The sequence below is a fragment of the Okibacterium sp. HSC-33S16 genome, from assembly GCF_024171565.1.
Classification (GTDB): Bacteria; Actinomycetota; Actinomycetes; order Actinomycetales; family Microbacteriaceae; genus Mycetocola_A.
The window spans coordinates 52,236-73,856 of record NZ_JALJZZ010000002.1; the positions used below are offsets into that span (position 1 = coordinate 52,236).

Sequence of the window (21,621 nt, forward strand, 5' to 3'; positions counted from 1 at the left end):
GCTTGTTCCTCAGCAGCAGGTGCCCGATTGCGCCGGTGTGCTCGTTGAACAGACGCCGGTTTCGGGCAGGATGAGCTCAACCCGCCGTGCCGCGGAGAAGTTGCCGGCAAGCTCGTCGGCAATGGACCTGACCTGTTCGTAGCCGGTGAGCAGCAGGAAGGTCGGTGCGCGCCCGTAGCTCTTCATTCCGGCGACGTAGAAATTCGGCTCCGGGTGACTGAGTTCAACCACGCCGTGCGGCGGCACGCTGCCGCAGCTGTGCAGGTTGGGGTCGATGAGCGGCGCCAGCGCCCGCGGCGCCTCGACGACCTCGTCGAGCGCCAGGCGGATCTCCCGCAACATGTCGAGATCCGGGCGGAACCCGGTGGCATTCACAACCCGGTCGACCGTGATTGTGGTCGGCTTCCCGCCCCGGCGCCCGCGCACCTCAACACGCCCAGCGGGGTGGGGAACCAGGTCGTCAATCTCACAGGCGTCGATGAGTGACACCTCGCCGGAGCGCACCAGATCATGCGTCGAGGTGCCCAGGGCGCCGCGAGCGTCGAGCTCGTCGTCGCCTGAGCCGAAGACACGCACCGGACTGGAGTTGCGAATAGCCCAGCTGATCGTCGTGCCCGGTTCCTCGCGGGCCAGAGCCGCGAGAGCGAGAAGTGTGTGTGCGGCGGAGTGTCCGGCGCCAACGACGAGCGTGTGCTGCCCGGCGAAGCGTGCGCGGTCGTGCCCTTGCACGTCGGGCAGCGCGGGGCAGATCGTGTCGCCAAGCACGTCCGCGTGCTGCGGAGCGAGCCCGTTCGCGATCACGCTGTTCGGGGTCGAGTAGGTGCCCGAGGTGTCGATAACAGCGCGCGCGAGCTGTTCCTGTGGACCAGCGTCGGTATCAGTCCGTACGATGAACGGTGTCGATGCGCGCCCGGTCGACCGCGTGCGGTCCATTCCTTGTCGACTGACCGCGGTAACGATCGATCGGTAACGGATGCGACCGGCCAGCGGTTCGGTCGCCGCGAGTGGAGCCAGGTAACGGTCGACGAACTCGAGTCCGGTTGGCAAACCTCGAGCGGGTGGTGCGTCCCATCCTGTCGGATCGAGCAAGCGGGCAGCTGCATCGTCGACAACGAACTCCCACGGCGAGAACAGCCGAATGTGGCCCCACTGTCGAATGGCACTGCCGGCACGATCGCCTGACTCGAAAACGAGAACATCAATGCCGCGCTCGAGGAGGTGGGCTGCAGCGGCGAGTCCAACCGGACCCGCGCCAATCACGACAACGGGCAGGTGCTCGAGGTTCTTAGAGCGCGGAGCGGCACGCAGTGGAAGCTCGGCGAGGGGCACGGGGTTACCTCCCGGCCATGGTCAGGTCGGCCACCAACGCCTCGACCCGGCGCTTGATCTCGTCCCGGATCGGTCGCACATCCTCAATGCCTTTGCCAGCCGGGTCCGGGAGATCCCAATCCTCGTAACGCTTGCCCGGAAAGACCGGGCAGACGTCACCGCAGCCCATTGTGATGACGACATCGGACTGCTGAACCTGCTCAGTCGTCATCAGTTGGGGAACGGCCCGGGAGATGTCAATGCCCTCCTCGGCCATGGCCGCAACGGCCGTCGGGTTGACAGCGTTGCCCGGTTCAGAGCCACCGGAACGCACCGTGACAGTTTCGCCGGAGAGCGCCGTCAGGTAGCCGGCTGCCATTTGGGATCGGCCCGCGTTGTGCACACAGACGAACAGCACTGTCGGGTTGTCGGTCATGGTCGTTCCTTTGGCTGAGTGAGTGCCTCGCCGGCGTCACATCGATGAGTGTCGATATCTACTGTGGGGTACTATATCGATGAATGTCAATATAAGCAGAGGATGGTTCGCATGGCACTCGTCACAACACTCCCGCTGACGGACGTGACCGAGTGCTGCGCGCCCTTGACGCGCGAAACCCTGTCCGCGCACAACGCGGAGAAGCTCGCCAAAACGCTCAAGGCCCTCGCTGATCCGGCACGATTGCGCCTGGTGTCGATGGTCGCGGCCCACGACGACGCTGAGGCGTGCGTGTGTGATCTCACCGAACCACTCGGACTCGGCCAGCCCACCGTCTCGCACCACCTCAAGGTTCTCGTCGACGCCGGCATCCTCACCCGGGAGAAGCGCGGAACCTGGGCCTACTACCGCCTCGTCCCCGGGGCGCTGGATTCGCTCGCGAGCCTCCTCGTCACCGCGTAGTTCTCGCAGCCCGTACTGGGGCTGTCCGTTGGGCACTCACAATCCCTACTCTCAGGTCCGTGCCCGAAACCGCTGCCCTCACCTCCATGCGCACCCGCATTGCCGGTCAGGAGGCCATCGCCGAACTGCTGCGCGAACAGGCATCGGTGCCCCGGCGTAGCGCTCCCGCCCGGCTGTTCGGTCGCTCACCGCTCAGCATCGTCAGTCGCCCGTGGTACATCGGAGCCGAAGGCGAGATCGCGGTTGGCCGCGAACTGACTGACCTGCCGTCCGGCTGGACCGTGCTGCACGCTCTCCCCGTCGGCACCCGCGGCTCCGACATTGACCACATCGTGATCGGCCCTGGCGGAGTGTTTACTCTCAACACCAAGCATCACGCCAACAAAAACATCTGGGTGGCCGGGCGAACGCTCATGGTGAACGGGCGCAAGGTTCCGTATCTCCGCAACGCGGAGCATGAGGCATCCCGGGTCGAAAAAATGATGTCCGAACGGATGCCGTCGGTCACGTCAGTGCAGCCGCTCCTGATCCTCGTGGCACCGAAGCACGTCACCATTCGAGAGGAACCCGAACGGGTGGTGGTGCTCACGTCGCGTCAGCTCCGCAGGTGGCTGGAAAAGCAACCCGTCGTGCTGCCGGAGCCGCAGCTCTCGGCCGTCACTGCCCTGCTCGATGAGCCGGGCTTTTGGTCCACGCCGTCACGTGATCGCGGTGACCTCTCTGCGGGCTTTGCCGAGCTCGACCATGAGGTGCGATCAGCCCGGTCGCGCCGCAGGCTGTGGTCCGGGGCAGGCCTGGTCGGCATCGGTGCGGCGGCGATGGGTCTGTTGCCGTTGGCCGTGCAGCTCTATTCCGGACTGGTTCTGTCGGTCATGCCTTAGCGTGGAGAACGGCCGTTCTGTGCCGCTTTCGCTTTCTCAGCCGAGGAGAACCATGTCCCCATCGAACGTTCTCACCTCATGAGCTGCATCCTCGTCACCGGTGCTTCCGGCGGCATCGGCGCCGCTGTTGCCCGACGGTTCGCTGCCGCCGGCAACCGGGTAGCCGTGCACTACGGCTCGAATCGCGCGGGCGCCCAGGAAACACTTGCCTCACTCGACGGGACAGGACACGCACTCGTGAGCGGTGATCTGGCCGACCCGGACGGTGCCGCGAGCATCGTGGCATCCGCTCTCCAGCAGCTGGGATCCCTTGACGTTCTGGTCGCGAATGCAGCCGTTGCGCCGTCGCCCGAGAATCGCCACGTGATTGGCGAGTCAACCTACGCCGAGTGGAGCACCGTGTTCCGACAGATGGTCGACGTCAACCTGCTCGGCACCGCAAACCTGGCCTGGGCTGTTGCCTCACACCTCATCGAGCGGAGTGCACCAGGGGCGATCGTGAACGTTGGGTCGCGCGGAGCCTTCCGCGGCGAACCCGAGTTTCCTGCCTACGCGGCGAGTAAGGCCGGCCTTCACGCCCTCGGCCAGTCCCTCGCGGTCGCCCTCGCTCCGCATTCGATCTCCGTCACTTCGGTCGCGCCCGGGTTCGTGGCGACGCCCCGGCAGCTCGAGAAGCTCGAATCCGACCAGGGTGATGCGCTTCGTGCCCAGAGCCCGTTCGGCCGGGTCGGGACACCGGAAGAGATTGCCGAGGCCGTGTTCTGGCTGGCGTCACCGGAAGCCGCCTGGTCATCAGGCTCGATTCTCGACGCCAACGGCGCTTCGTACCTTCGCAGCTGAGGCGTGTGGGGGTAGAGGGGCACCTACCCCCAGTAGGTGCCCGCTCGTCCAGCATGGTGCGCGCACAGAAGGCGCAGCACCTCTCTTTCCCCCCGAAAGAGACCTGGAACCACCGAAGAGGAGGACGCTGTACTGCACATCCCCCCGGGTGCGGTCCGGATTCACGATAACTCGATGCGCGCAGCGACTGCAAACCTCGCACGGGGGGTCACCCGTGTCCATCCCCTTACGCTCCCTGCTGTGTGGGTACTACGGTGACCGAAAGAGCGAAGGAGCAACGATGCCCAGCACCCTGCCCGAGCCGGTGGCTCGACTGATCGCCGCCGCGAACGCCGGCGATACCGACGCGTTTCTCGCGACGTTCGCGGCTGACGGCACCGTCAACGACTGGGGCCGGGTGTTCACCGGCCATGACTCCATCCGCGAGTGGTCAAACTCGGAGTTCATCGGCGTCGGAGTGACTCTCGAGGTGACCGCGGAGATCACCACCCGTGAGCACACGACGGTCACCGCGACGGTGGGTGGTCGTGGTTTCACCGGGCAGAGCCACTTCAGCTTCACAGTCGCCGACGGCCTCGTCTCGGACATGGCCATCACCGGCTGACAATTGCGACAAAGGTCGTAGGTCGATTGCCGACCTGCGCCCGATGTACCGAAACCCCGCGCTCGGCACTCTGGAAGAGCAGCATCGGGGAACTGATCCGGGCACCGCCCGAACACCCGATGCGCCCCAGAGTAAAGGAGCGCACTCGTGTCTTCCCACGCACATGCCTACCCGGGCGAGAGCCAGCCGATTGGCGGTCTCACCGCGGCGTCGCTGCCGAACCGGCGCCGACGCATCCGTTCACGTATTCCGGCACTGAGTGCGATCGCCGCGGTGGCCGCACTGCTGTCTGGCGGTGTTGTCTCGGGCTCCGCCCACGCTGTCGTTCCGGCCACGCCGGCGGTCGCGGCGCCCACCACGCCAGAGCCCGTCGCACTGACCGGAACCGACGTCACCGCCTGGCTCGACGGACTCGTCCCGGCCGCCCTCACCAATGCCGGTATCGCCGGAGCGACGGTGAGCGTCGTCTCGAACGGCGAGGTCCTCACCAGCCGCGGCTATGGTCTCGCCGATCGTGGGACGAAGGGATCGGTCGAGGCTGTTCCCGACGAGGACGCCCGCCCCGAGCAGCCGGTTGACCCCGATGAGACCCTGTTTCGGGTCGGATCCGTGTCGAAGCTCTTCACGGCAACCGCGGTGATGCAACTCGTCGAACGCGGCGAGCTCGACCTCGACAGGGATGTCGACGAGTACATCGACTTCGACCTGCCGCGGCACTTTGATACGACGCTGACCCTTCGGCACCTCCTCAGCCACACCGCCGGATTCGAAGAGCGCATCGCGGGAATCATCGGGTACGGCGACTCGGTCCCGAGCCTGCGCGACGTGCTGGCCACGGATCCGCCGGAGCAAGTGTACGAGCCGGGCACGGTGCCGGCCTATTCCAACTACGGGAACGCGCTCGCCGGCTACATCGTCGAGCGGGCCAGCGGTATGCCGTTCGCGGAATACGTCGAGTCGAACGTTCTGGAGCCGGTCGGCATGACCTCGTCGCGGTTCGCCCAACCGCTCCCGGCCGAGCTCGCCGACCGGATGGCGAAAGGTTACGCCTCGGGCAGTGACGTGCCGACGCCGTTCGAGATGGTGCCCGTTGCCCCTGCCGGTGCGCTCGCCGCGACCGCAACCGACATGGCCCGGTTCATGATTTCCCAGCTCGGGGACGGCCCACAGCTGCTCGAGCCGGACACCCTGGAAGAGACGCACTCGCCTGCCCTCGGCGAAGACTCGCTGGGCACCCTCGCCGCCGGACCGCGCATGGCCCTCGGCTTCTTCGACGAGAGCCGAAACGGCACCCGCATCATCGGCCACGGTGGCGACACCAACGTCTTCCACTCACACCTGCAGCTGTACCCCGATGACGGTGCCGGAATCTTCATCTCGCTCAACAGTTCAGGAAACGGGCCGCTCGACGACCTCAACATCCGCGAAACCGTCATGACCGGTTTCGCCGACCGCTACTTCCCCGGTGAGAAAGCGGATGCTCCAGCGTCTGCAACGGCCGCCAATCATGCCGCGCAAGCGGCCGGCACCTATACCGAATCACGGGCAGCCCGGAGCACATTCGCCGGCGCATTCGCACTCACCGGTCCCACCGAGATCAGCGCACGAAATGACGGCACCATCCTCGTCTCGCCCGCTCCGCTCAGCCTGACGCCAGCGGTGTTCGAGGAAATCGAGCCGTGGCTCTGGCAGGAAGTCGGCGGTGACCGCCAGATCAGCATGCGCGCCGAAAGTGGGCAGGTGACCACCATCTCCTACGACTCGGCCTTCGCGCTCCTGCGCGTCGACACCGCACAGCACCCGGGCATCGCCGTCCCCGTGCTCCTCGGCTCGGCAACGGTGCTGCTTCTCGCCGTGCTCCTCTGGCCGATCAGCGCACTGGTCCGCCGTCACTATCGCGTCAGCTCGGCACCCGCGCCGCGGAGCAGCCGGGTCGTCCGACTCCTCACCCGCGTGGCGGCAGCAAGCACCCTGTTGGCCCTCGCCGGCTGGATCCAGGCGGTGACCCAGATCATGGAGTTGCAGGATGTGCCGACCGTCGCCCTGCGGGGGCTTCAGGCGCTGCAACTGCTCGGTGTGCTTGGAGTGATTCCCGCCGCTCTCACGGTGACCGACAGCATCCGTTCGAAAAAGGGGTGGATTCGAATCGTCGGCTGGATCCTCGTCCTGGCCGCGCTGGTTGGGGTGGCGTGGTTCGCCCTGACTTTCAACCTCATCGCCCCGAGCGTCTCGTACTGACCGGCAAGCGACGCGGCAGGCTGGCGAGCCTGCCGCGTCGCTGGCATACGATCGGAACACGGAACCGGCAGCCGACCCCACAAGGACTCACATGCAGAACGACAACCCGAACCGGGATCGCCCGGTCGCTGGGGGAACCGCCGTGTTGCCCGCCCCGCGGCGCTGGCGACTCGACGAGCGGCTCAGCCGGGTGGGCCTCGGCAGCCCGCTGGCGCAAGACACCGCGCTCGCCGTGATCGTCGCACTTCTCGGCGCCGTCATGGTGTGGGTTCTCGTCAGTTTGCTCGGCCCGTCCGAAGGCCTGAGCCTTACCGCCGGGGACGTCACCGCCCTGCTCGTCACCTCAACGGTGCAGTCGCTGTTCCTCTGTTTCCGCCGCAGCCGACCGGTGCTGTGCCTCGTGCTTGTCGCTGTCGCGCAGGTGGTTCTCGTCGCCCTGCTGCCGGTGGGCTTCGGCTTCCGCGGGTTCGCCGCGTTCGTGGCCGCGTACACGGTGGGGGCGCTGCTTCCGTTCAGACCCGCGCTTCAAGCGGTCGTCGCCGTCGTGCTGCTCGAGGTGGTGGCCGGAGTCGCGGTCTCCCTCCTGGTCTCGAGTCCACCGCCAGGGTCAGGAACCGTGTCCGACGCCATCGGCGGGGTCGGCATCCTCCCGCTCCTGCTCATCAACTTTGTCATCACCGCTGTGCTCAGCTACGTGGCGGCCGCGCTCGTCGGCTCCTACGTAGCGACCCGACGCACCTATGTCGAGCTGGTGCACGTTCGGGCCACCGAGGCGATTCGCGAGCAGGAGGCCCGAGCCGACGCGGCGATCCGAGCCGAACGCTCCCGCATGGCTCGAGAATTGCACGACATCGCGGCCCACCACCTCTCCGGCATGGTCGTGCAGGCGGGAGCGGTCGAGCGGCTCATCGACAGGGACCCGCAAGCCGCCAAGGACGCGACGGCGTGGATTCGCGCCCAAGGCAGAGAGACCCTCGCGAACCTGCGCTCTGTGGTCGGCGTGCTGCGTGAGCCGACCGCGACAGGCAGCATCGAGAGCGCCCCGGTGCCGGGCGTCGACGGAGTGGACGAGCTGATCGAGACGGCCCGCAGCCTGGGTAGCGGGGTCGAACTCACTCGCGAGGGTGACCCGTTCCCCCTCGCCCCGATCGCCGACGTCACGCTCTACCGCGTGCTCCAGGAGGCACTGTCGAATGCGCGCCAACATGCCCCTGGCCAGCCGGTTCGGGTGCGGCTTGCCTGGGGCGCCGCGTCCGTGACGCTCGAGGTCGAAAATTCACCTGCTGCCAATGCGCAGTCGAACAACCCGCAGGCGAATAACCCGTCGACGGATGCCCGCAGCGGGCTTGGTCTTGTCGGCATGCGTGAGCGCGCCCACATTCTGGGAGCGCGCCTCGATGCCGGGCCATCCCCGCACGGCTGGCGTGTCGAACTCGAGGTGCCGGCCGAGCGTGCGGACAGTGCCGGGCGTGCGGAACGTGCGGAGAAGGAGAGCTCATGATTTCGGTCGTACTCGTCGACGACCAGGCCGTGGTGCGTGCCGGGTTTCGGGTGATTCTCGAATCCGCCGGTGACATCGAGATCGTGGGTGAGGCCGCGACGGGACCTGACGCGGTGGACGTCGTGCGTCGGCTGCAGCCCGACGTCGTGTGCATGGACGTGCGTATGCCGGGCGGAGACGGCCTCACGGCGACCCGCGCACTCGTGGCCGAGCGGGGTGCCGACGCGACCGCCCCCGCGATCCTCATCGTCACCACCTTTGACCTCGACGAGTACGTGTTCGGCGCACTCGAAGCCGGAGCAAACGGGTTTGTGCTCAAGGACACCGAACCCGACGAGCTCATCGACGCTGTCCGGCGCCTCGCGGCAGGTCAGGGGCTCGTAGACACGGCCGTCACCTCCCGGGTCATCGCCGAGTTCGCTCGTCGCTCCTCCGGTGCCCGGGTGGTCGAGCCGATCGCCCCGCACGACGCCATTGCCCTCGACTCGCTCACCCTGCGCGAACGCGAGATCGTGCGGCTGCTCGCCAACGGTCTCTCCAACGCCGAGATCGCGACGGCGTTGTTCGTCGAGACGAGCACCGTGAAGTCGCACCTCACGCGGGCCATGGCGAAAATTGGGGTGCGCGACCGCCTGCAGACGGTGGTGTGGGCGTACCGCAACGGAGTGGCATCCGTGTGAATAATTTGTCGCCGTGAAATGACGCCCCACTAGGCTGGGGGCGCCGACCACCGGCCGACAAGGAGCGTCATGGAATTGCTAGGTATTGTTCTGAGCCCGATTCTCGTGGCGGTGGTCGTGGGCATCGTTGTCCTGATCGTTCTCATCATGTTTGTCCAGGGGCGATACAAGATCGCTCAGCCGGACGAGGCGATCATCATCACCGGGCGACGCGCACGCAAGTCCGTCGGAGCTGACGGTCGGACGATTACCGACCTGACCGGCCAGAAGGTGGTGCAGGGCGGTGGCGTTTTCGTCATCCCGTTCCTGCAGAAGCAGTTCTCGATGTCGCTGCGCTCGCGCGCGATCGGCATTCAGGTGGTCGCGCAGACCCGCAACGGTGTGACGATTCGCATTGAGGCCGTCGCCGTTGTGAAGGTCGGCGACAGTGATGGTGCGATTCGCTCGGCCGCCCAGCGGTTCCTCGGTCAGGACCAGCACATTGAGCCGTTCACGCAAGAGGTGCTCTCGGGTTCACTGCGTTCCTCGATCGGTAACCTCACGGTTGAGGAGATCATTCGCGACCGGGCCGGACTCGCCGAGCAGGTCATCGAGGCGGCGCGGACGTCCTTGCTCAACCAGGGACTCGACGTCGACACCTTCCAGATCAAGGAAATCGCCGACGACAAGGGCTACATCACCGACCTCGGCCGCCCGGAGCAGGCGCGTGTGCGCCAGGCCGCCGAAATCGCCGAGTCGGTGTCGGCGCGTGCATCCGAGCAAGCCCGGATTGAAGCCGCGGAGGCGATCGCCGATGCGAACCGTGAACTGTCCCTGAAGAACGCGTCGATCAAGAGCGAGACAGACAAGGCGCTCGCCGAAGCCGAGGCCGCGAAGCCGCTCGCCGAAGCGTTTGCCCAGCAGGGGATCCTGCAGCAGCGCGAGGTCACCGCCCAGCGCGAGACCGCCCTGCGCGAGCAGCAGCTCAACGCCGATGTGCGTAAGACCGCTGACGCCGAGTCGTATCGGATCCGCCAGATCGCTGAGGCAAACGCGGCGCAGGTGGTTGCCGAAGCGAAGGCAGACCGTGACCGCCGTATCGCTGAAGCCGAGGCGACCCGGGCTGAGGGTGAAGCCGAGGCAGCCGCGATCTTCGCCCGGGGTCAGGCTGAGGCTCGCGCGACCGAGCTGCGGGTAGCCGCTTTGCGTGACGAGTCCGAGGCGCTGCTGCAGCAGCGAGCGATCGAGATTCTCCCCGAGATCGCCAAGCAGCTCGCCGCCCCGTATGGTGCGATCGACAATCTCACGGTCATCTCAACCGATGGCGCGTCGCACCTGTCAAAGCAGGTCGTCGGCAACGTCACCGAGGTGAACCAGCTCCTCAAGGACTCGACCGGAATCGACCTGGCCAGCCTGCTGAGCGGGTTCGTCGGTGGGCGGTCAGCCGCCTCGACAACGACCGCGGCCACAGCGTCCAACGCTGAGGCCCAAGACCCGACCCCGGCCGACGTGCCGGTGCCCGCGATCGCCTCGGCTGCGTCCGTGCCCACCGAGTAGCAGCCCGGATCGAACCCGCAGACGGAAATCGGCCCCAGCGAAGGATCAGAATTCAACTTCTGTCCTTTTCTGGGGCCGATCTCCTGTCGCCGCCACGTGGCATCCGCTCACCGTTTTATGTACGGAAGCGGTGGCACTTTGACCGGGCTACAGGGATTCGATGCCGAAAGCGAGCAGTCCGACCGCGACAGCGATGACAATGCCCCAGAGAGTCGCTGTGTGGGCGCCTCGGCGCAAGCGCCGTCCGTCCACGCCGACACCGGGTGGGCGCACCGGAGGGGTGACGGACGGGCGCACGGATGCATCGGTCGGGGTGATGGCGGGCTGCTCCAGCCGATCGTCACGCCAGCGTGACCACTGGTCGACCTTGGCCTGGAGCGCGTGAACCGTGTCGAACAGCCAGGCCCACTGCTCCGGGCTCGTTGTTGAGATGCCGGGGCCGGTGTAGAGGAAGAGCGTGTTGTCGACAATCTCGATGTCGAAGAGAGCGGCGCGATCGACGAATCGAGCCATGATGTCGGGCGAGAAGAGGTAGAGCGCGTCGCGTTCGTAACCGGAAGGGCAATACAGCGCGAAGTGGCGGTCGAAATCGCCCTCGAGCGAGAGCCGCTGTGAGCCGGAAAACGAGGCAGGCAGGTTCGTGCCCAGTGCCGAGTTGTTGGTGACGGCGTCGAGCACGATGTGTGGGAGCGTCGTGTCAAGTTCGATGGCGATGTAACCCCACCGAAAGTGTGTCGAGCTCTTGCCGCGACTGACGAGGTATTGATGGTGGCCGTATTCGACGGTCGGCTGGGATTGGGTGCGAATCACGTCGGTGGCGATGCGGTCCCCTCCGACCGAGAAGATCATTCCGGGGAGCTTCGGATTCCGGACCTGGTGCTCATACGTCATGTGGTTTGCGGTCGCAAAATGGTCGAGCCGGTATCGAATCTCCCAGTCCCTGCGGATGCGGCGACGCACCCGGATCGTGATGAGCGTTGCGCCCGCGGCGATGACGGCAAGCACGCTGATGACGACGACGGGGCCGGCGGGCAGGCGCGCCAGGTCACGGAACAGCAGAACGAGCGGGATCAGGCCGATCAACACCACGAACGGGATGATGACGGACACAAAGACGTCCCCGGCCGTGCGCGTGCGAGCGGCTTTCAGCGTGTCATGGTGCTCCCGGACCTTCCGGTTGTCGACGGGCTCGGTCAGTGGGGTGGGGTCAAAGGCGAGATCGGGTCGCAGGGAAGGCAGGCTCACCTACCCCACGGTATCGAAACGGGACGCTGCGTTTCGGGTCTGTGCTGTCGACCGGGATCCCGCCATACTGGGGCGATGACCCTCGTGCGCAATACGAAACTGTCAATCATCGGTGCGGGAAGCGTGGGCTCGTCGCTCGCCTATGCGGCACTTATCCGGAATTCGGCCCGTGAGGTGGTGCTGTACGACCTCAACGCTGTGAAGGCCGAGGCGGAGGTGCTCGACCTCGCACACGGCACGCCATTCATCGGCTCAAGCCGCATCACCGGCGGCGCAGACATCGAGTTGGTGGCCGACTCCGACGTGATCGTCATTACGGCGGGTGCGAAGCAGGAGCCGGGCCAGACCCGCCTAGACCTCGCCGCCACCAATGCTCGTATCCTTGAGAAGCTGATGCCTCGGCTTGTCGAGCTCGCGCCAAATGCTGTCTTCATTCTGGTGACTAATCCGTGTGACGTACTCACCGTGGTAGCCGAGCAGTTGGTCGATCTGCCCGCCGGCCGCATCTTCTCGTCGGGCACCGTGCTTGACTCGGCACGGCTGCGCTGGCTACTGGCCGAGGCCGCTGACGTTGCACCACAAAGCGTGCACGCCATCATCGTCGGCGAACATGGCGACAGTGAGTTTCCGCTGTGGTCGGACGCGACGATCGGGCAGACCCCGTTGCGCGACTGGACTGACGCGACCGGCACCCGGCTGTTTCCTCGCGAGAAGCTCAAGTCGCTGACCTCTGACGTGGTGCACGCCGCCTACAAGATCATCGAGGGCAAGGGCGCAACCAACTACGCCATCGGACTCTCGGGCGCGCGCATCGTTGAGGCCGTGTTGCACAACGAACGCGCCATCCTCCCGGTGTCGAGCGTGCTGACCGGCTATCGGGGCATCGACGGAGTCGCGCTCAGCGTGCCGTCGATCGTCGGGGCGGGTGGAGTGATCCGCACCCTCGACGTGCCCATGGATGACGTCGAGGTCGATTTGCTGCACCGCTCGGCCGAAGCGCTGCGCGGATCACTGGCCCACGTCCTGTAACCGAACCGTCGATCAGGCGTCCTCCTCGCTCACGCGAATGAGCACCTTGCCCGTTGTGCCCGTCTCGACGGCGTCATGGGCGGCAGCGGTCTCCTCGAGCGGGAACCAGGTGAGGGGCAATCCGGCCGATTCGCCGACGGGCAGCACGCCGTCGCGCAACGCCGCCGAGATGTCCTCGGTGGCGGCGTGGTGCGCAGCAGATCCCATCGTGTAGAGGAGGAGGCCCTGCCACCGGACGTTCTTCGCGTAGCTCGGGTTGATCGGTGCCGTGAACTCGTCGCCATTGTTGTTGGCGTAGTACGCGATGCTTCCGTGGTTGGCGATTACGTCGACGTCGAGCGCCGCGTTCTGTGCCGGGGACACCTCGACGATCTGGTGGACGCCGTCAGAAGCAATCTCACGGATGCGGTCAGCCAGCGCGTCGTCGGGGTAGCGGAGGACGTGGTGGGCGCCGGCGGCGCGGGCAAGTTCGGCCTTCGCGTCGCTGCTGACCGTCGCAATGACAGTGGCTCCGGCCCAGACCGCCAGTTGAATGGCGGCGTGGCCAACGGCACCCGCGCCACCCTGAACGAGCACCACTCGATCGGCGAGGGCGTCAGGAGCGAGGCGGGACGGGCCGTGCTCGTGCACGGTCAGAGCGCGGTGCGCGGTCATCGCGGGGACGCCGATACTGGCTCCGACGTCGAAGCCCACACCCTCCGGCAACTGAACCACCCGATCAGCCGGGAGGATCGTGAACTCCTGGGCCGTTCCCGTCGGTCGACCATGGGCCGCGAGATACACCCACACCCGATCGCCCACCCGAACGTCGTCGACCCCGTCACCGACCGCATCGACAACGCCGGCGCCATCCTGGTTCGGCACTACGTCGGGAAAAGCGATGCTGGTGCCCGAGCGCGCCTTCCAATCGGTGGGGTTCACCCCGGAGACGACGACGCGAACGCGAACGTCACCGGGCCCCGGATCGGGGATGTCACGCTCGACGAGGGAGAGTACGGAGGACGCGCCGGTTCCGGAATACACGATGGCCTTCATGGCGACCCGATTCAATCCGTCACCACGATGAGCTTGCCGCGCACGTGGCCGCGCTCGAGCTCGTCGTACGCCTCGGCAGCCCGTTCGAGCGGGTAGATGCCGCTGATCGGGAGGTCCAGGTCGCCGCTCGCGACGAGTTCGGCGACGGCGAGCAAGTCGTCATTGGTGGCTTGGGCGCCGCCGACGTGCGCGGCTCCGCGGTCACCGGGGCCGTGGACGGCGATCGTGTTGATGCGTTCGATCGGGATGCCCAACTCGAGCGCAACATCAATCGAGTCCGTCCCGTGATTGTCGAGCGCAGCCGTATAACCCTGCGGGGCGGCGGCGCGCAGCCGTTCGACGAGTCCGTCGCCGTACGCAACGGGAATCACGCCGAGCGAACGCAGGTACTCGTGATTCGATTCGCTTGCCGTACCGACGACCGTCGCGCCCTTGCGCTTCGCGAGCTGAACAGCCAGTCCTCCGACGCCACCCGCAGCGGCGCTGACGAAAACCGTGTCAGCATCCGTCAACGATAGAGACTCCACAGTGGCCCACGCGGTGCGTCCGACGACCGGAAGAGCGGCCGCCTGCTCGAAGCTGAGGTCGGTGGGCTTGTGGACGATCGACGCCTCTTCGGTGGTGACCAGGAAGTCGGCCATCGCGTAGTTGCGGGCCCCGCCGAGAACGGCATCGCCGACCGCGAACCGGGTGACGCCCTCTCCGATCTGCTCGACGACTCCGGAGTAGTCGTTCGCAACACCGGTCGGTGGTGTCGCGCCGTAGGTCGCGGCAGCCGGACCGCGGAAAATCTTGAAATCGACCGGGTTGAGTCCAACGGCGCGGACCCGGACAACGATCTCGCCGGGACCGGCAGTGGGCTTGTCGACGTGAATCAGTTCAAGGACCTCTGGTCCGCCGAACTCGGTGTACTGAAGAAATCGGGGCATGCGTCCTACTTTCCGGTCGAGGAATCGTGCGTTACTGAAGTTCTACGCGCGGTATGGCCGGATTGTTCCCATCGACGGCACTTTTTCCTGTGTTCAGAGGCGGCATGGAGGGAAGAATGGACCGGTGACCTCCACCACCCTCGATCTCGCCGCGCTACAGCGACGCACCGTTCGTGTGCTGATCGCCGGCCAGATTCTCGGCGGCCTCGGCATCGGCGCCACCCTGTCAATTGGTTCGGTGCTGGCCGCCGAGGTGAGCGGATCGGAAGCGTGGGCCGGTTCAGCCGCAACCCTGAGCACTCTCGGCGCGGCCGCCGTCGCGATCCCGCTCGGCCGGCTCACCCGTCGGCACGGCCGCCGCGTCTCGCTCGCCCTCGGCACCGGCATCGCGCTGCTCGGTGCGATCGTCACGGTGGCCGCCGCCGCGATCGCGTTCTTCCCGCTCATGCTGCTGGGCTTCGCCATGCTCGGCTCGGGTGCGGCCGTCGGTCTGCAGTCGCGATTTGCCGCCACCGACGTTGCCGACCCGCGTCACCGCGGTCGCGACCTGTCGATCGTCGTCTGGTCCGCCACCGTCGGCTCGGTGGTCGGCCCAAACCTGTTCGGCCCCGGTGAAGTGATTGCGACCTGGTTACGGATGCCTCCCCTCACCGGATCGTTCGTTATCGCGGTCATCGCCCAACTGGCGGCGGTCTGCGTCTACGCGTTCGCGCTCAAGCCTGACCCCTACCTCGTCAGCCAGGCGCTCGCAGCCGAAGCTCCGGCGACCGACGAGGCACAGCCCACCGCGGACTCTGCGTCCGAGCGCGCCGCAGGTGTGATGCACAACCGCACGATGGTCATTGTCACCATTGGCATTCTCGGCCTCAGCCACGCCACCATGATCGCGGTCATGTCGATGACGCCCGTTCACCTCGTGCACCACGGCACATCGCTCGCCGGCGTCGGGCTCACCCTCAGCCTCCACATCGCCGGCATGTTCGCCCTCTCCCCCGTGTTCGGGTGGCTGAGCGACACCTACGGTCGGTATCGGGTCATTCTCCTCGGGCAAGCGATGTTCGCGATCTCGCTCGTGATCGTCGCGCTCGGCGAACAGTCGATGGCCCTCGTCACCGTGGGCCTTATCTTCCTCGGTCTCGGCTGGAGCGCGTCAACCGTCTCGGCCTCCGCCCTGCTCGGCGACCTCGTCACCGGAGCTGCGCGCCCGATCATCCAGGGCCGCAGTGACCTCGTGATGAACCTCGCCGGTGCGGTTGGCGGAGCGGCCGCGGGCCCGGCGCTCGCCCTCGTCGGCTACCCGGGTCTGGCGGCGTCCGCTGGAGTACTCGTCGCGGCCGTGGTCGTCGCCGTTGTGACGGTCGGGCGGCCGTCCAGCCGCACTCGCACCGCTTGACACCCGTCAGGCAGGTTAATTTTCCTTGACATCGTGTATAGAACTCTTTACATTAGCGAGGGTAAAGAAATCTTTACACGAGCAGGGAGAAACGGATGTCATCCGAAGAGAAAAGCGCGTGGGTCATGCTGGTCGTATCGCTGGCCGGCTACGCGACGTATGCGGTCATTGTGGCCGCACAGGCGGCATCCGTTTCGGTGATGGAAACCGCCTGGGTCACCGCGATGCTGTGGACGATTGGCGGCGGGATTGTGGCGGGCATCGTTCTCAACATGGTGTGGGGCATGTTCTCGGCGAAGGACGCCGGCCGCAAAGATCAACGCGACCGCCAGATCACTCGATTCGGTGACTCGATCGGGCAATCATTCGTGGTCATTGGGGGTGTCGCCGCGCTGGCTCTCGCGATGGTCGAGGCCGACTACTTCTGGATCGCCAACGTGATCTACCTGGCGTTCGTGCTGTCTGCGTTTCTGGGTTCGATCGCGCGACTGGTCGCCTACCGCCGGGGGTTGCCGACATGGTGAGGACCAAGGCGGCCACCCGGGTGACCAATGACATTCGGCGCCTGCGCTTCGCTCACGGTGAGATGACCCAGGCCGACCTGGCCGACCGCATCGGGGTCACCCGCCAAACCATCATTGCCATCGAGCAGGGACGGTATTCGCCGTCGCTCGAGATGGCGTTCGAGATCGCCGGTGTCTTCGGAGTGCCGCTCGACGATGTTTTCTCGTATTCGGCGCCCACCACGAAGGAGTGATCATCATGAAGGCTGTTGTTCAACACAGGTATGGAGAGCGCGATGTTCTCGCGGTCGAAAACGTGGAGACACCGACCGTTCGGGAGAACGAGGTTCTGATTCGCGTGACCGCGGCCGGCGTTGACGCCGGCGTCTGGCACACGATGGCGGGCAAGCCGTACTTACTGCGGTTGTTCGGCTTCGGCCTTCGGGCACCGGCCAAGAAAATTCCGGGGCGGGATGTCGCGGGCGTCGTTGCGCAGGTCGGCTCGGCCGTCACACGATTCGTCGTCGGCGATGAGGTGTTCGGAACCACACTCGAGGGCAGTTTTGCCGAGTTCACTCGCGCACCGGAGGACCGGCTCGCACAGAAGCCCGCGAACGTCACGTTCAAACAGGCAGCGGCGGCACCGGTGTCGGGGTGCACGGCCTTGCACGGTCTACGCGCCGGAGGGTTGAAAGCGGGGCAGAAGGTGCTCGTGCTGGGAGCGGGCGGGGGCGTCGGTTCGTTCGCGGTTCAGATCGCCGTGGCCGAAGGTGCAACGGTGACCGGTGTCTGTGGGCCGGAGAAGGTCGAGTTCGTCTCATCGCTTGGAGCTACCCGGGTCATCGATCGGAGTAAGGAAGACTTCGCGGCCGGCACCGAGCGGTACGACCTCATTCTCGACACCGCGGGCCACACGTCACTGGCGCGGTTGCGACGGGTACTGACGCGGCGCGGCACACTGGTGATCGTCGGCGGAGAGGGCGGGGGTCCGCTGCTCGGTGGGTTCGGGCGCTCGCTGCGGGCGCCGATCGCCTCGCTGTTCGGGGCCCAGAAGCTCAAGGCGCTGGCGTCGAAGGAAGACCTGCCCACCCTTGAGGCGCTTCGCGACCTGATGGGTGCGGGCAGCGTCGTGCCTGCGGTCGACCGAATGTTCCCGCTCGAGCAGGCGGCCGCGGCAGTGGAATATCTGCACGCGGGCCGCCCGCTCGGGAAGGTCGTTGTAACGGCGTAGGACCGGTTAGTTGACGTCCTCCGGGTGGCCACCGACGCGGCGGTTCTCGTCGAGGGCGTCAATCGCGGCCATCTCCTCGGCGCTCAGCTCAAAGCCGAAGATGTCGAAGTTCTCGGCCATGCGTTCGCGCCGGGTGGACTTCGGGATCACGATGTTGCCGGTCTGGATGTGCCAGCGCAGCACGACCTGCGCCGGGGTGACGTCGTGGGCGGCCGCGACATCCGCGACGGCCGGCATGGAGAAGAGGTCGTACTTGCCCTGTCCAAGCGGTCCCCAGGCTTCGGTGCGGATGCCGTGGGTGGCCTGGAACTCGCGCAGTTCACGCTGCTGGAAGATCGGGTGCAGTTCGACCTGGTTGACGTCAGGAACCACATCGGTGGCGGCGAGCAGCGTCTCGAGGTGAGGAACAAGGAAGTTGCTCACGCCGATCGACCGGGCGCGGCCCTCCGACTTGAACGTCTCGAACTGGCGCCAGGTCTCGACGAAGCGCTCGTTCTTCGGCATCGGCCAGTGGATGAGGTACAGGTCGAGGTAGTCGAGCCCGAGCATGTCGAGGCTGCGCGAAAACGCACCGGTGACGTCGCCCGCCTTGTGGTCGTCGTTGAGTAGCTTCGTGGTCACGAAGATCTCTTCGCGCGGGATGCCGGATGCCTTGATCGCGGCACCGACCTGCGTTTCGTTGTTGTAACCGGTGGCGGTGTCGATGTGGCGGTAGCCCACCTCAAGCGCGTCTTCGACGACGCGCTGGGTGTCGGACGGGTCAACGAGGAAGACGCCGAATCCGAGCTGCGGAATGCTGTGGCCAGAGTTGAGTTCGATGTGCGGTACTGAATTCGTCATGGGACGACGCTAACGGAGCGGTTTGGTGTGCGTCCAACGGTTGACAGCAGAAATGTGCGCCGCGGGACCGTTGGAATCGCATGTATTCCCGAGCCGCCGTAATGTGACGGCGCTCGCCGCCAGCGCGGTCCAGCCGGCACCGTTTCGTCATATGCCCGGACCGCACACACGCCCATGAAACCATGGCAGTCATGATCTCCACGCTTCCGATTCTCGACTTCTCCCGACTGGACGGGGGCGCCGATGAGGCTGCCGCGTTCCGCGCAGACCTGCTGCGCGCCACCCATGAAGTCGGATTTTTCTACCTCGTCGGCCACGGCGTTGACCGCCAGCTCATCGACGACCTGCTCGCCGTGTCTCGCGAGTTCTTCGCGCTGCCCACCGAGGAGAAGCTCAAACTCGAGAACATTCACAGCCCGCAGTTCCGCGGGTACACCCGCGTTGGCGGCGAACTGACCCACGGCGATGTGGACTGGCGCGAGCAGATCGACATCGGGCCCGAGCGCCCGGCGGTCCAGCAGTCCGAGGACACACCGAACTACTGGCGACTCGAGGGTCCGAACCTCTGGCCCGACGCGTTGCCCGAGCTGCAGCGTGTTGCCGAGCGCTGGAACGACGAGCTCAGTCGCGTCTCGCTGCGGTTACTGCGCACCTGGGCTCTCGCGCTCGGCGCACCCGAGGACTTCTTCGACGAAGCGTTCGCCGAGAAGCCGTTCTCGCTCACCAAGATCGTCCGGTACCCGGGTGAGTCCGACACCGAGCGCAAACAGGGTGTCGGAGCACACCGAGATGGCGGTGTTCTCACGCTCCTCCTCGTCGAGCCCGGCAAGGAAGGCCTGCAGGTCGAGCACGAGGGCGAGTGGATCGACGCCCCGAGCATTCCGGGCGCCTTCGTCGTCAATATCGGCGAGATGCTCGAGCTCGCCACCGGCGGCTACCTCAAGGCAACCCTGCATCGCGTCTTCTCACCGCGCGTTGGAACCGACCGCATCTCGGTGCCATTCTTCTTCAACCCGGCCCTCGACACCGTGATGCCGAGGCTTGAGCTGAGCCCCGAACTGGCCGCCGAGGCACGCGGGCTGTCGGTCGACCCGACCAACAGCCCGATTCTCGACACCTACGGAGACAACGCCCTTCGCTACCGGCTGCGGGCGCACCCGAACGTGGCTGAGATCCACCACGCTGATTTGCTGGCCTGACCCCTTACCGGGCTGAGCCGATGTAGCGGTCGTCGATGCCGTTTGCGGTGGCCGTTCCGATGAGCGTGCCGGACGCCTTCACTCCATCGAGGAAGCCCCATCCATCGAGGACGTGCCACTTTCCGCGCGATCCGAAGTCACCAAACACCGCGGAGAGGCGAACGTCGACGCCACCTTCACCGCCGGCGCAGGTGAACTCCTTCACTCCGGTGTAGACACCGCCCCAGGAGGTGAAGTGTGTTGTGCTCGGGCCTTCGGCAACCGTTCCGGTTTCGCAGCCGGGGATGTTGCCTCCGAACGGGTTCACCGTGGAGTCGAAAGCGGTGTGAGCGACCACATCTATGGAGACGCTCATCGGCGCGGCCTCGGCTGGCGCTAACGCGCCGACTGCAAGCAGCGCACCGAACGCGACGCCCGTTGCTCCCGCGCGTGCCAGTGATTTTTTAAACATTTTGTTGCCCCAAACTCGGACTGTTTGCCCGATGGTCCGGACAGTACGCCCCGGACAGGTCTGCATCCAGCCCCTTCGCGAAGCTGTTCGGTGGCGACGAACTCGACGTGTCTGGGGCGGTGGCTGCGTCTCAATCGCGACGGTTCAGAGCTCACCGAGAATGGCGTCACGTCGAGCGGCGTGTTCCTCGGGCGTGATCGTTCCGGCGGCGCGCAGAGCCTCGAGTTCCTGAAGACGTTCGCGGGCGGTATGGGCTACTGGGACTGACTGGTTGGTGGGAGTCGGTCGACCAGTCGCAGCGGAAGCCGGCGGAGTGCGACGATGGCGCACCGCCAAGACGACCAGGACAATGCCGACGACCACGAAGATCACCGCGGCGAGCGTCGCGAGTACCCAGAGAAAGTCAACGATCAAGTTCACGGTGCCTCCGGCCGGATGGAGTTCAAGCTTCGCAACGATGGGCCGGTGTCGTCAAGGACAGCGGGGCGGGTCGAGTCTTGGTGAAGCTGTACGAACAGAACAGCGGATGCCGTGACGCACGTCGTGCGTGGCGGTATCCGCTGTTCGTGTGGTTACGGTGTTACGGAACCAGGGTCGCGCGACCCGGAACGACGCCGGCCTCAAGGTCGGCGAACGCCTGCTTGCCGTCTTCGAGTGAGTATTGCTTGTCTCGACCGAGATATTACCGAGCTTCGCTAGCTCGATCTGCGCCGAGCCGCCAAACACTGCCAAGAGGTCTGCGATGCGAAGAGGACATGAACACCCATCGTTGACCGATGTAGCCAGCAACCGTCACGCGGCCGAGCCCGGACTCCTTCTGACCGACAGGAAATCGACGAGCTCCGTCTCAAGCACGTCCATGTTGCTGGCACGACACTCCCACACAACCAGCACATCCCAACCCAGGCTCTGAAGATCCCGTCGATTCCTTGCATCTCGAGCCACTGTATCTGACCGCTTCTTTGCCCAGAACTCAGAGTTGGTGACAGGAACGACCCTGCCGTATCTGCAGTCGTGGGAGTGCCAAAAGCAACCGTTCACGAAGATGACTTTTCGTCTACCGGGGAACACCAGATCAGGCTTTCCCGGCAGACCGCGCACATGAAGTCGGAATCGAAAACCTAATTTGTGTAACCGTCGTCTGACCGCTAGCTCGGGCTTTGTGTCGGTCGCACGAATGTGGGACATATTTTTTCGCCGCTGCGCTGGTGTCAGCACGTCATTCATGAATTCAGCCTACGCTGCGCTGTGCATCCGTGAGCCTTACGACTTTTGAGCAT

General features: G+C 65.7%; 23 protein-coding genes. 14 read left to right on the forward strand and 9 right to left on the reverse strand.

Annotated elements, in window-relative coordinates; translation table 11 throughout:
• Nucleotides 1-9: 9 nt before the first annotated feature.
• Both L1277_RS05355 and L1277_RS05360 read right to left on the reverse strand, forming a co-directional pair.
• A complete protein-coding gene (locus tag L1277_RS05355; RefSeq protein WP_253375333.1) occupies nt 10-1,329 on the reverse strand; it encodes an FAD-dependent oxidoreductase in 1,320 nt (439 codons plus the stop codon).
• A gap of 4 nt (nt 1,330-1,333) precedes the next feature.
• Nucleotides 1,334-1,744 carry an arsenate reductase ArsC gene (locus L1277_RS05360; RefSeq protein WP_253375334.1) on the reverse strand — a complete coding sequence of 137 codons (411 nt, stop codon included), beginning with the start codon at nt 1,742-1,744 and terminating at the stop codon, nt 1,334-1,336.
• 111 nt (nt 1,745-1,855) lie between these two features.
• Between L1277_RS05360 and L1277_RS05365 the strand changes: the two genes are divergently transcribed.
• From L1277_RS05365 to L1277_RS05400, 8 genes are all read left to right on the forward strand, one after another.
• Entirely contained in the window at nt 1,856-2,206 is a 351-nt protein-coding gene (locus L1277_RS05365) for a metalloregulator ArsR/SmtB family transcription factor (protein WP_253375335.1), read from the forward strand.
• 59 nt (nt 2,207-2,265) lie between these two features.
• Nucleotides 2,266-3,087 carry a nuclease-related domain-containing protein gene (locus L1277_RS05370; protein WP_253375336.1) on the forward strand — a complete coding sequence of 274 codons (822 nt, stop codon included), beginning with the start codon at nt 2,266-2,268 and terminating at the stop codon, nt 3,085-3,087.
• A 78-nt stretch (nt 3,088-3,165) separates the two neighbouring features.
• Entirely contained in the window at nt 3,166-3,927 is a 762-nt protein-coding gene (locus L1277_RS05375; RefSeq protein WP_253375337.1) for an SDR family NAD(P)-dependent oxidoreductase, read from the forward strand.
• Between the two features lie 280 nt (nt 3,928-4,207).
• Entirely contained in the window at nt 4,208-4,531 is a 324-nt protein-coding gene (locus tag L1277_RS05380; RefSeq protein WP_253375338.1) for a nuclear transport factor 2 family protein, read from the forward strand.
• Between the two features lie 147 nt (nt 4,532-4,678).
• A complete protein-coding gene (locus tag L1277_RS05385; RefSeq protein ID WP_253375339.1) occupies nt 4,679-6,769 on the forward strand; it encodes a serine hydrolase in 2,091 nt (696 codons plus the stop codon).
• 91 nt (nt 6,770-6,860) lie between these two features.
• Nucleotides 6,861-8,270 carry a sensor histidine kinase gene (locus L1277_RS05390; protein ID WP_253375340.1) on the forward strand — a complete coding sequence of 470 codons (1,410 nt, stop codon included), beginning with the start codon at nt 6,861-6,863 and terminating at the stop codon, nt 8,268-8,270.
• Nucleotides 8,267-8,950, forward strand: coding sequence for a response regulator transcription factor (locus tag L1277_RS05395; RefSeq protein WP_253375341.1), 684 nt, complete (start codon nt 8,267-8,269; stop codon nt 8,948-8,950). The genes L1277_RS05390 and L1277_RS05395 overlap by 4 nt, the downstream gene beginning before the upstream one ends.
• A 69-nt stretch (nt 8,951-9,019) precedes the next feature.
• The gene (locus tag L1277_RS05400) at nt 9,020-10,486 is read left to right on the forward strand and encodes a flotillin family protein (protein WP_253375342.1); all 1,467 of its coding nucleotides are present in this window, start codon (nt 9,020-9,022) and stop codon (nt 10,484-10,486) included.
• A 147-nt stretch (nt 10,487-10,633) separates the two neighbouring features.
• Here the strand turns inward: L1277_RS05400 and L1277_RS05405 are convergent, their stop codons facing one another.
• Nucleotides 10,634-11,731 carry a hypothetical protein gene (locus L1277_RS05405; RefSeq protein WP_253375343.1) on the reverse strand — a complete coding sequence of 366 codons (1,098 nt, stop codon included), beginning with the start codon at nt 11,729-11,731 and terminating at the stop codon, nt 10,634-10,636.
• Nucleotides 11,732-11,806: 75 nt separating this feature from the next.
• Between L1277_RS05405 and L1277_RS05410 the strand changes: the two genes are divergently transcribed.
• The gene (locus tag L1277_RS05410) at nt 11,807-12,760 is read left to right on the forward strand and encodes an L-lactate dehydrogenase (protein WP_253375344.1); all 954 of its coding nucleotides are present in this window, start codon (nt 11,807-11,809) and stop codon (nt 12,758-12,760) included.
• A 12-nt stretch (nt 12,761-12,772) separates the two neighbouring features.
• Here L1277_RS05410 and L1277_RS05415 read toward each other — a convergent pair whose 3' ends face one another.
• Both L1277_RS05415 and L1277_RS05420 read right to left on the reverse strand, forming a co-directional pair.
• Nucleotides 12,773-13,795 carry an NADPH:quinone reductase gene (locus tag L1277_RS05415; protein WP_253375345.1) on the reverse strand — a complete coding sequence of 341 codons (1,023 nt, stop codon included), beginning with the start codon at nt 13,793-13,795 and terminating at the stop codon, nt 12,773-12,775.
• Between the two features lie 11 nt (nt 13,796-13,806).
• Nucleotides 13,807-14,724 (reverse strand): NADP-dependent oxidoreductase, encoded by a 918-nt coding sequence (locus tag L1277_RS05420; RefSeq protein ID WP_253375346.1) that lies wholly within the window; start codon nt 14,722-14,724, stop codon nt 13,807-13,809.
• A 124-nt stretch (nt 14,725-14,848) separates the two neighbouring features.
• On the opposite strand from L1277_RS05420, the gene L1277_RS05425 reads away from it, so the two are divergent.
• The 4 genes from L1277_RS05425 to L1277_RS05440 all read left to right on the forward strand — a co-directional run bounded on the left by L1277_RS05425 (nt 14,849) and on the right by L1277_RS05440 (nt 17,851).
• Nucleotides 14,849-16,117 carry an MFS transporter gene (locus L1277_RS05425; protein ID WP_253375347.1) on the forward strand — a complete coding sequence of 423 codons (1,269 nt, stop codon included), beginning with the start codon at nt 14,849-14,851 and terminating at the stop codon, nt 16,115-16,117.
• 95 nt (nt 16,118-16,212) lie between these two features.
• Nucleotides 16,213-16,641 (forward strand): hypothetical protein, encoded by a 429-nt coding sequence (locus L1277_RS05430; protein ID WP_253375348.1) that lies wholly within the window; start codon nt 16,213-16,215, stop codon nt 16,639-16,641.
• Nucleotides 16,635-16,874: a helix-turn-helix transcriptional regulator gene (locus L1277_RS05435; protein WP_253375349.1), complete on the forward strand. Its 240-nt coding sequence runs from the start codon at nt 16,635-16,637 to the stop codon at nt 16,872-16,874. Before L1277_RS05430 ends, L1277_RS05435 begins: the two co-directional genes overlap by 7 nt.
• Before the next feature lie 5 nt (nt 16,875-16,879).
• A complete protein-coding gene (locus L1277_RS05440) occupies nt 16,880-17,851 on the forward strand; it encodes an NAD(P)-dependent alcohol dehydrogenase (protein ID WP_253375350.1) in 972 nt (323 codons plus the stop codon).
• Between the two features lie 6 nt (nt 17,852-17,857).
• Here L1277_RS05440 and L1277_RS05445 read toward each other — a convergent pair whose 3' ends face one another.
• A complete protein-coding gene (locus L1277_RS05445; protein ID WP_253375351.1) occupies nt 17,858-18,691 on the reverse strand; it encodes an aldo/keto reductase in 834 nt (277 codons plus the stop codon).
• Nucleotides 18,692-18,873: 182 nt separating this feature from the next.
• Here L1277_RS05445 and L1277_RS05450 point away from each other — a divergent pair, with 182 nt between their 5' ends.
• Nucleotides 18,874-19,890 (forward strand): isopenicillin N synthase family oxygenase, encoded by a 1,017-nt coding sequence (locus L1277_RS05450; protein WP_253375352.1) that lies wholly within the window; start codon nt 18,874-18,876, stop codon nt 19,888-19,890.
• Between the two features lie 4 nt (nt 19,891-19,894).
• Here L1277_RS05450 and L1277_RS05455 read toward each other — a convergent pair whose 3' ends face one another.
• The 3 genes from L1277_RS05455 to L1277_RS05465 all read right to left on the reverse strand — a co-directional run bounded on the left by L1277_RS05455 (nt 19,895) and on the right by L1277_RS05465 (nt 21,568).
• Nucleotides 19,895-20,341, reverse strand: a complete 447-nt coding sequence (locus tag L1277_RS05455) for a hypothetical protein (RefSeq protein ID WP_253375353.1) — start codon at nt 20,339-20,341, stop codon at nt 19,895-19,897.
• Between the two features lie 144 nt (nt 20,342-20,485).
• Nucleotides 20,486-20,761, reverse strand: coding sequence for an SHOCT domain-containing protein (locus L1277_RS05460; RefSeq protein ID WP_253375354.1), 276 nt, complete (start codon nt 20,759-20,761; stop codon nt 20,486-20,488).
• 372 nt (nt 20,762-21,133) lie between these two features.
• Nucleotides 21,134-21,568 (reverse strand): very short patch repair endonuclease, encoded by a 435-nt coding sequence (locus L1277_RS05465; RefSeq protein ID WP_253375355.1) that lies wholly within the window; start codon nt 21,566-21,568, stop codon nt 21,134-21,136.
• Between the last annotated feature and the right edge of the window lie 53 nt (nt 21,569-21,621).

Coding starts and splice junctions, on each gene's coding strand:
- L1277_RS05360 (WP_253375334.1), bottom strand. CDS start 1,744: ATGACCGACAACCCGACAGTGCTGTTCGTCTGTGTGCACAACGCGGGC.
- L1277_RS05365 (WP_253375335.1), top strand. CDS start 1,856: ATGGCACTCGTCACAACACTCCCGCTGACGGACGTGACCGAGTGCTGC.
- L1277_RS05375 (WP_253375337.1), top strand. CDS start 3,166: ATGAGCTGCATCCTCGTCACCGGTGCTTCCGGCGGCATCGGCGCCGCT.
- L1277_RS05380 (WP_253375338.1), top strand. CDS start 4,208: ATGCCCAGCACCCTGCCCGAGCCGGTGGCTCGACTGATCGCCGCCGCG.
- L1277_RS05390 (WP_253375340.1), top strand. CDS start 6,861: ATGCAGAACGACAACCCGAACCGGGATCGCCCGGTCGCTGGGGGAACC.
- L1277_RS05395 (WP_253375341.1), top strand. CDS start 8,267: ATGATTTCGGTCGTACTCGTCGACGACCAGGCCGTGGTGCGTGCCGGG.
- L1277_RS05400 (WP_253375342.1), top strand. CDS start 9,020: ATGGAATTGCTAGGTATTGTTCTGAGCCCGATTCTCGTGGCGGTGGTC.
- L1277_RS05410 (WP_253375344.1), top strand. CDS start 11,807: ATGACCCTCGTGCGCAATACGAAACTGTCAATCATCGGTGCGGGAAGC.
- L1277_RS05415 (WP_253375345.1), bottom strand. CDS start 13,795: ATGAAGGCCATCGTGTATTCCGGAACCGGCGCGTCCTCCGTACTCTCC.
- L1277_RS05420 (WP_253375346.1), bottom strand. CDS start 14,724: ATGCCCCGATTTCTTCAGTACACCGAGTTCGGCGGACCAGAGGTCCTT.
- L1277_RS05430 (WP_253375348.1), top strand. CDS start 16,213: ATGTCATCCGAAGAGAAAAGCGCGTGGGTCATGCTGGTCGTATCGCTG.
- L1277_RS05435 (WP_253375349.1), top strand. CDS start 16,635: ATGGTGAGGACCAAGGCGGCCACCCGGGTGACCAATGACATTCGGCGC.
- L1277_RS05440 (WP_253375350.1), top strand. CDS start 16,880: ATGAAGGCTGTTGTTCAACACAGGTATGGAGAGCGCGATGTTCTCGCG.
- L1277_RS05445 (WP_253375351.1), bottom strand. CDS start 18,691: ATGACGAATTCAGTACCGCACATCGAACTCAACTCTGGCCACAGCATT.
- L1277_RS05450 (WP_253375352.1), top strand. CDS start 18,874: ATGGCAGTCATGATCTCCACGCTTCCGATTCTCGACTTCTCCCGACTG.
- L1277_RS05455 (WP_253375353.1), bottom strand. CDS start 20,341: ATGTTTAAAAAATCACTGGCACGCGCGGGAGCAACGGGCGTCGCGTTC.
- L1277_RS05465 (WP_253375355.1), bottom strand. CDS start 21,568: ATGAATGACGTGCTGACACCAGCGCAGCGGCGAAAAAATATGTCCCAC.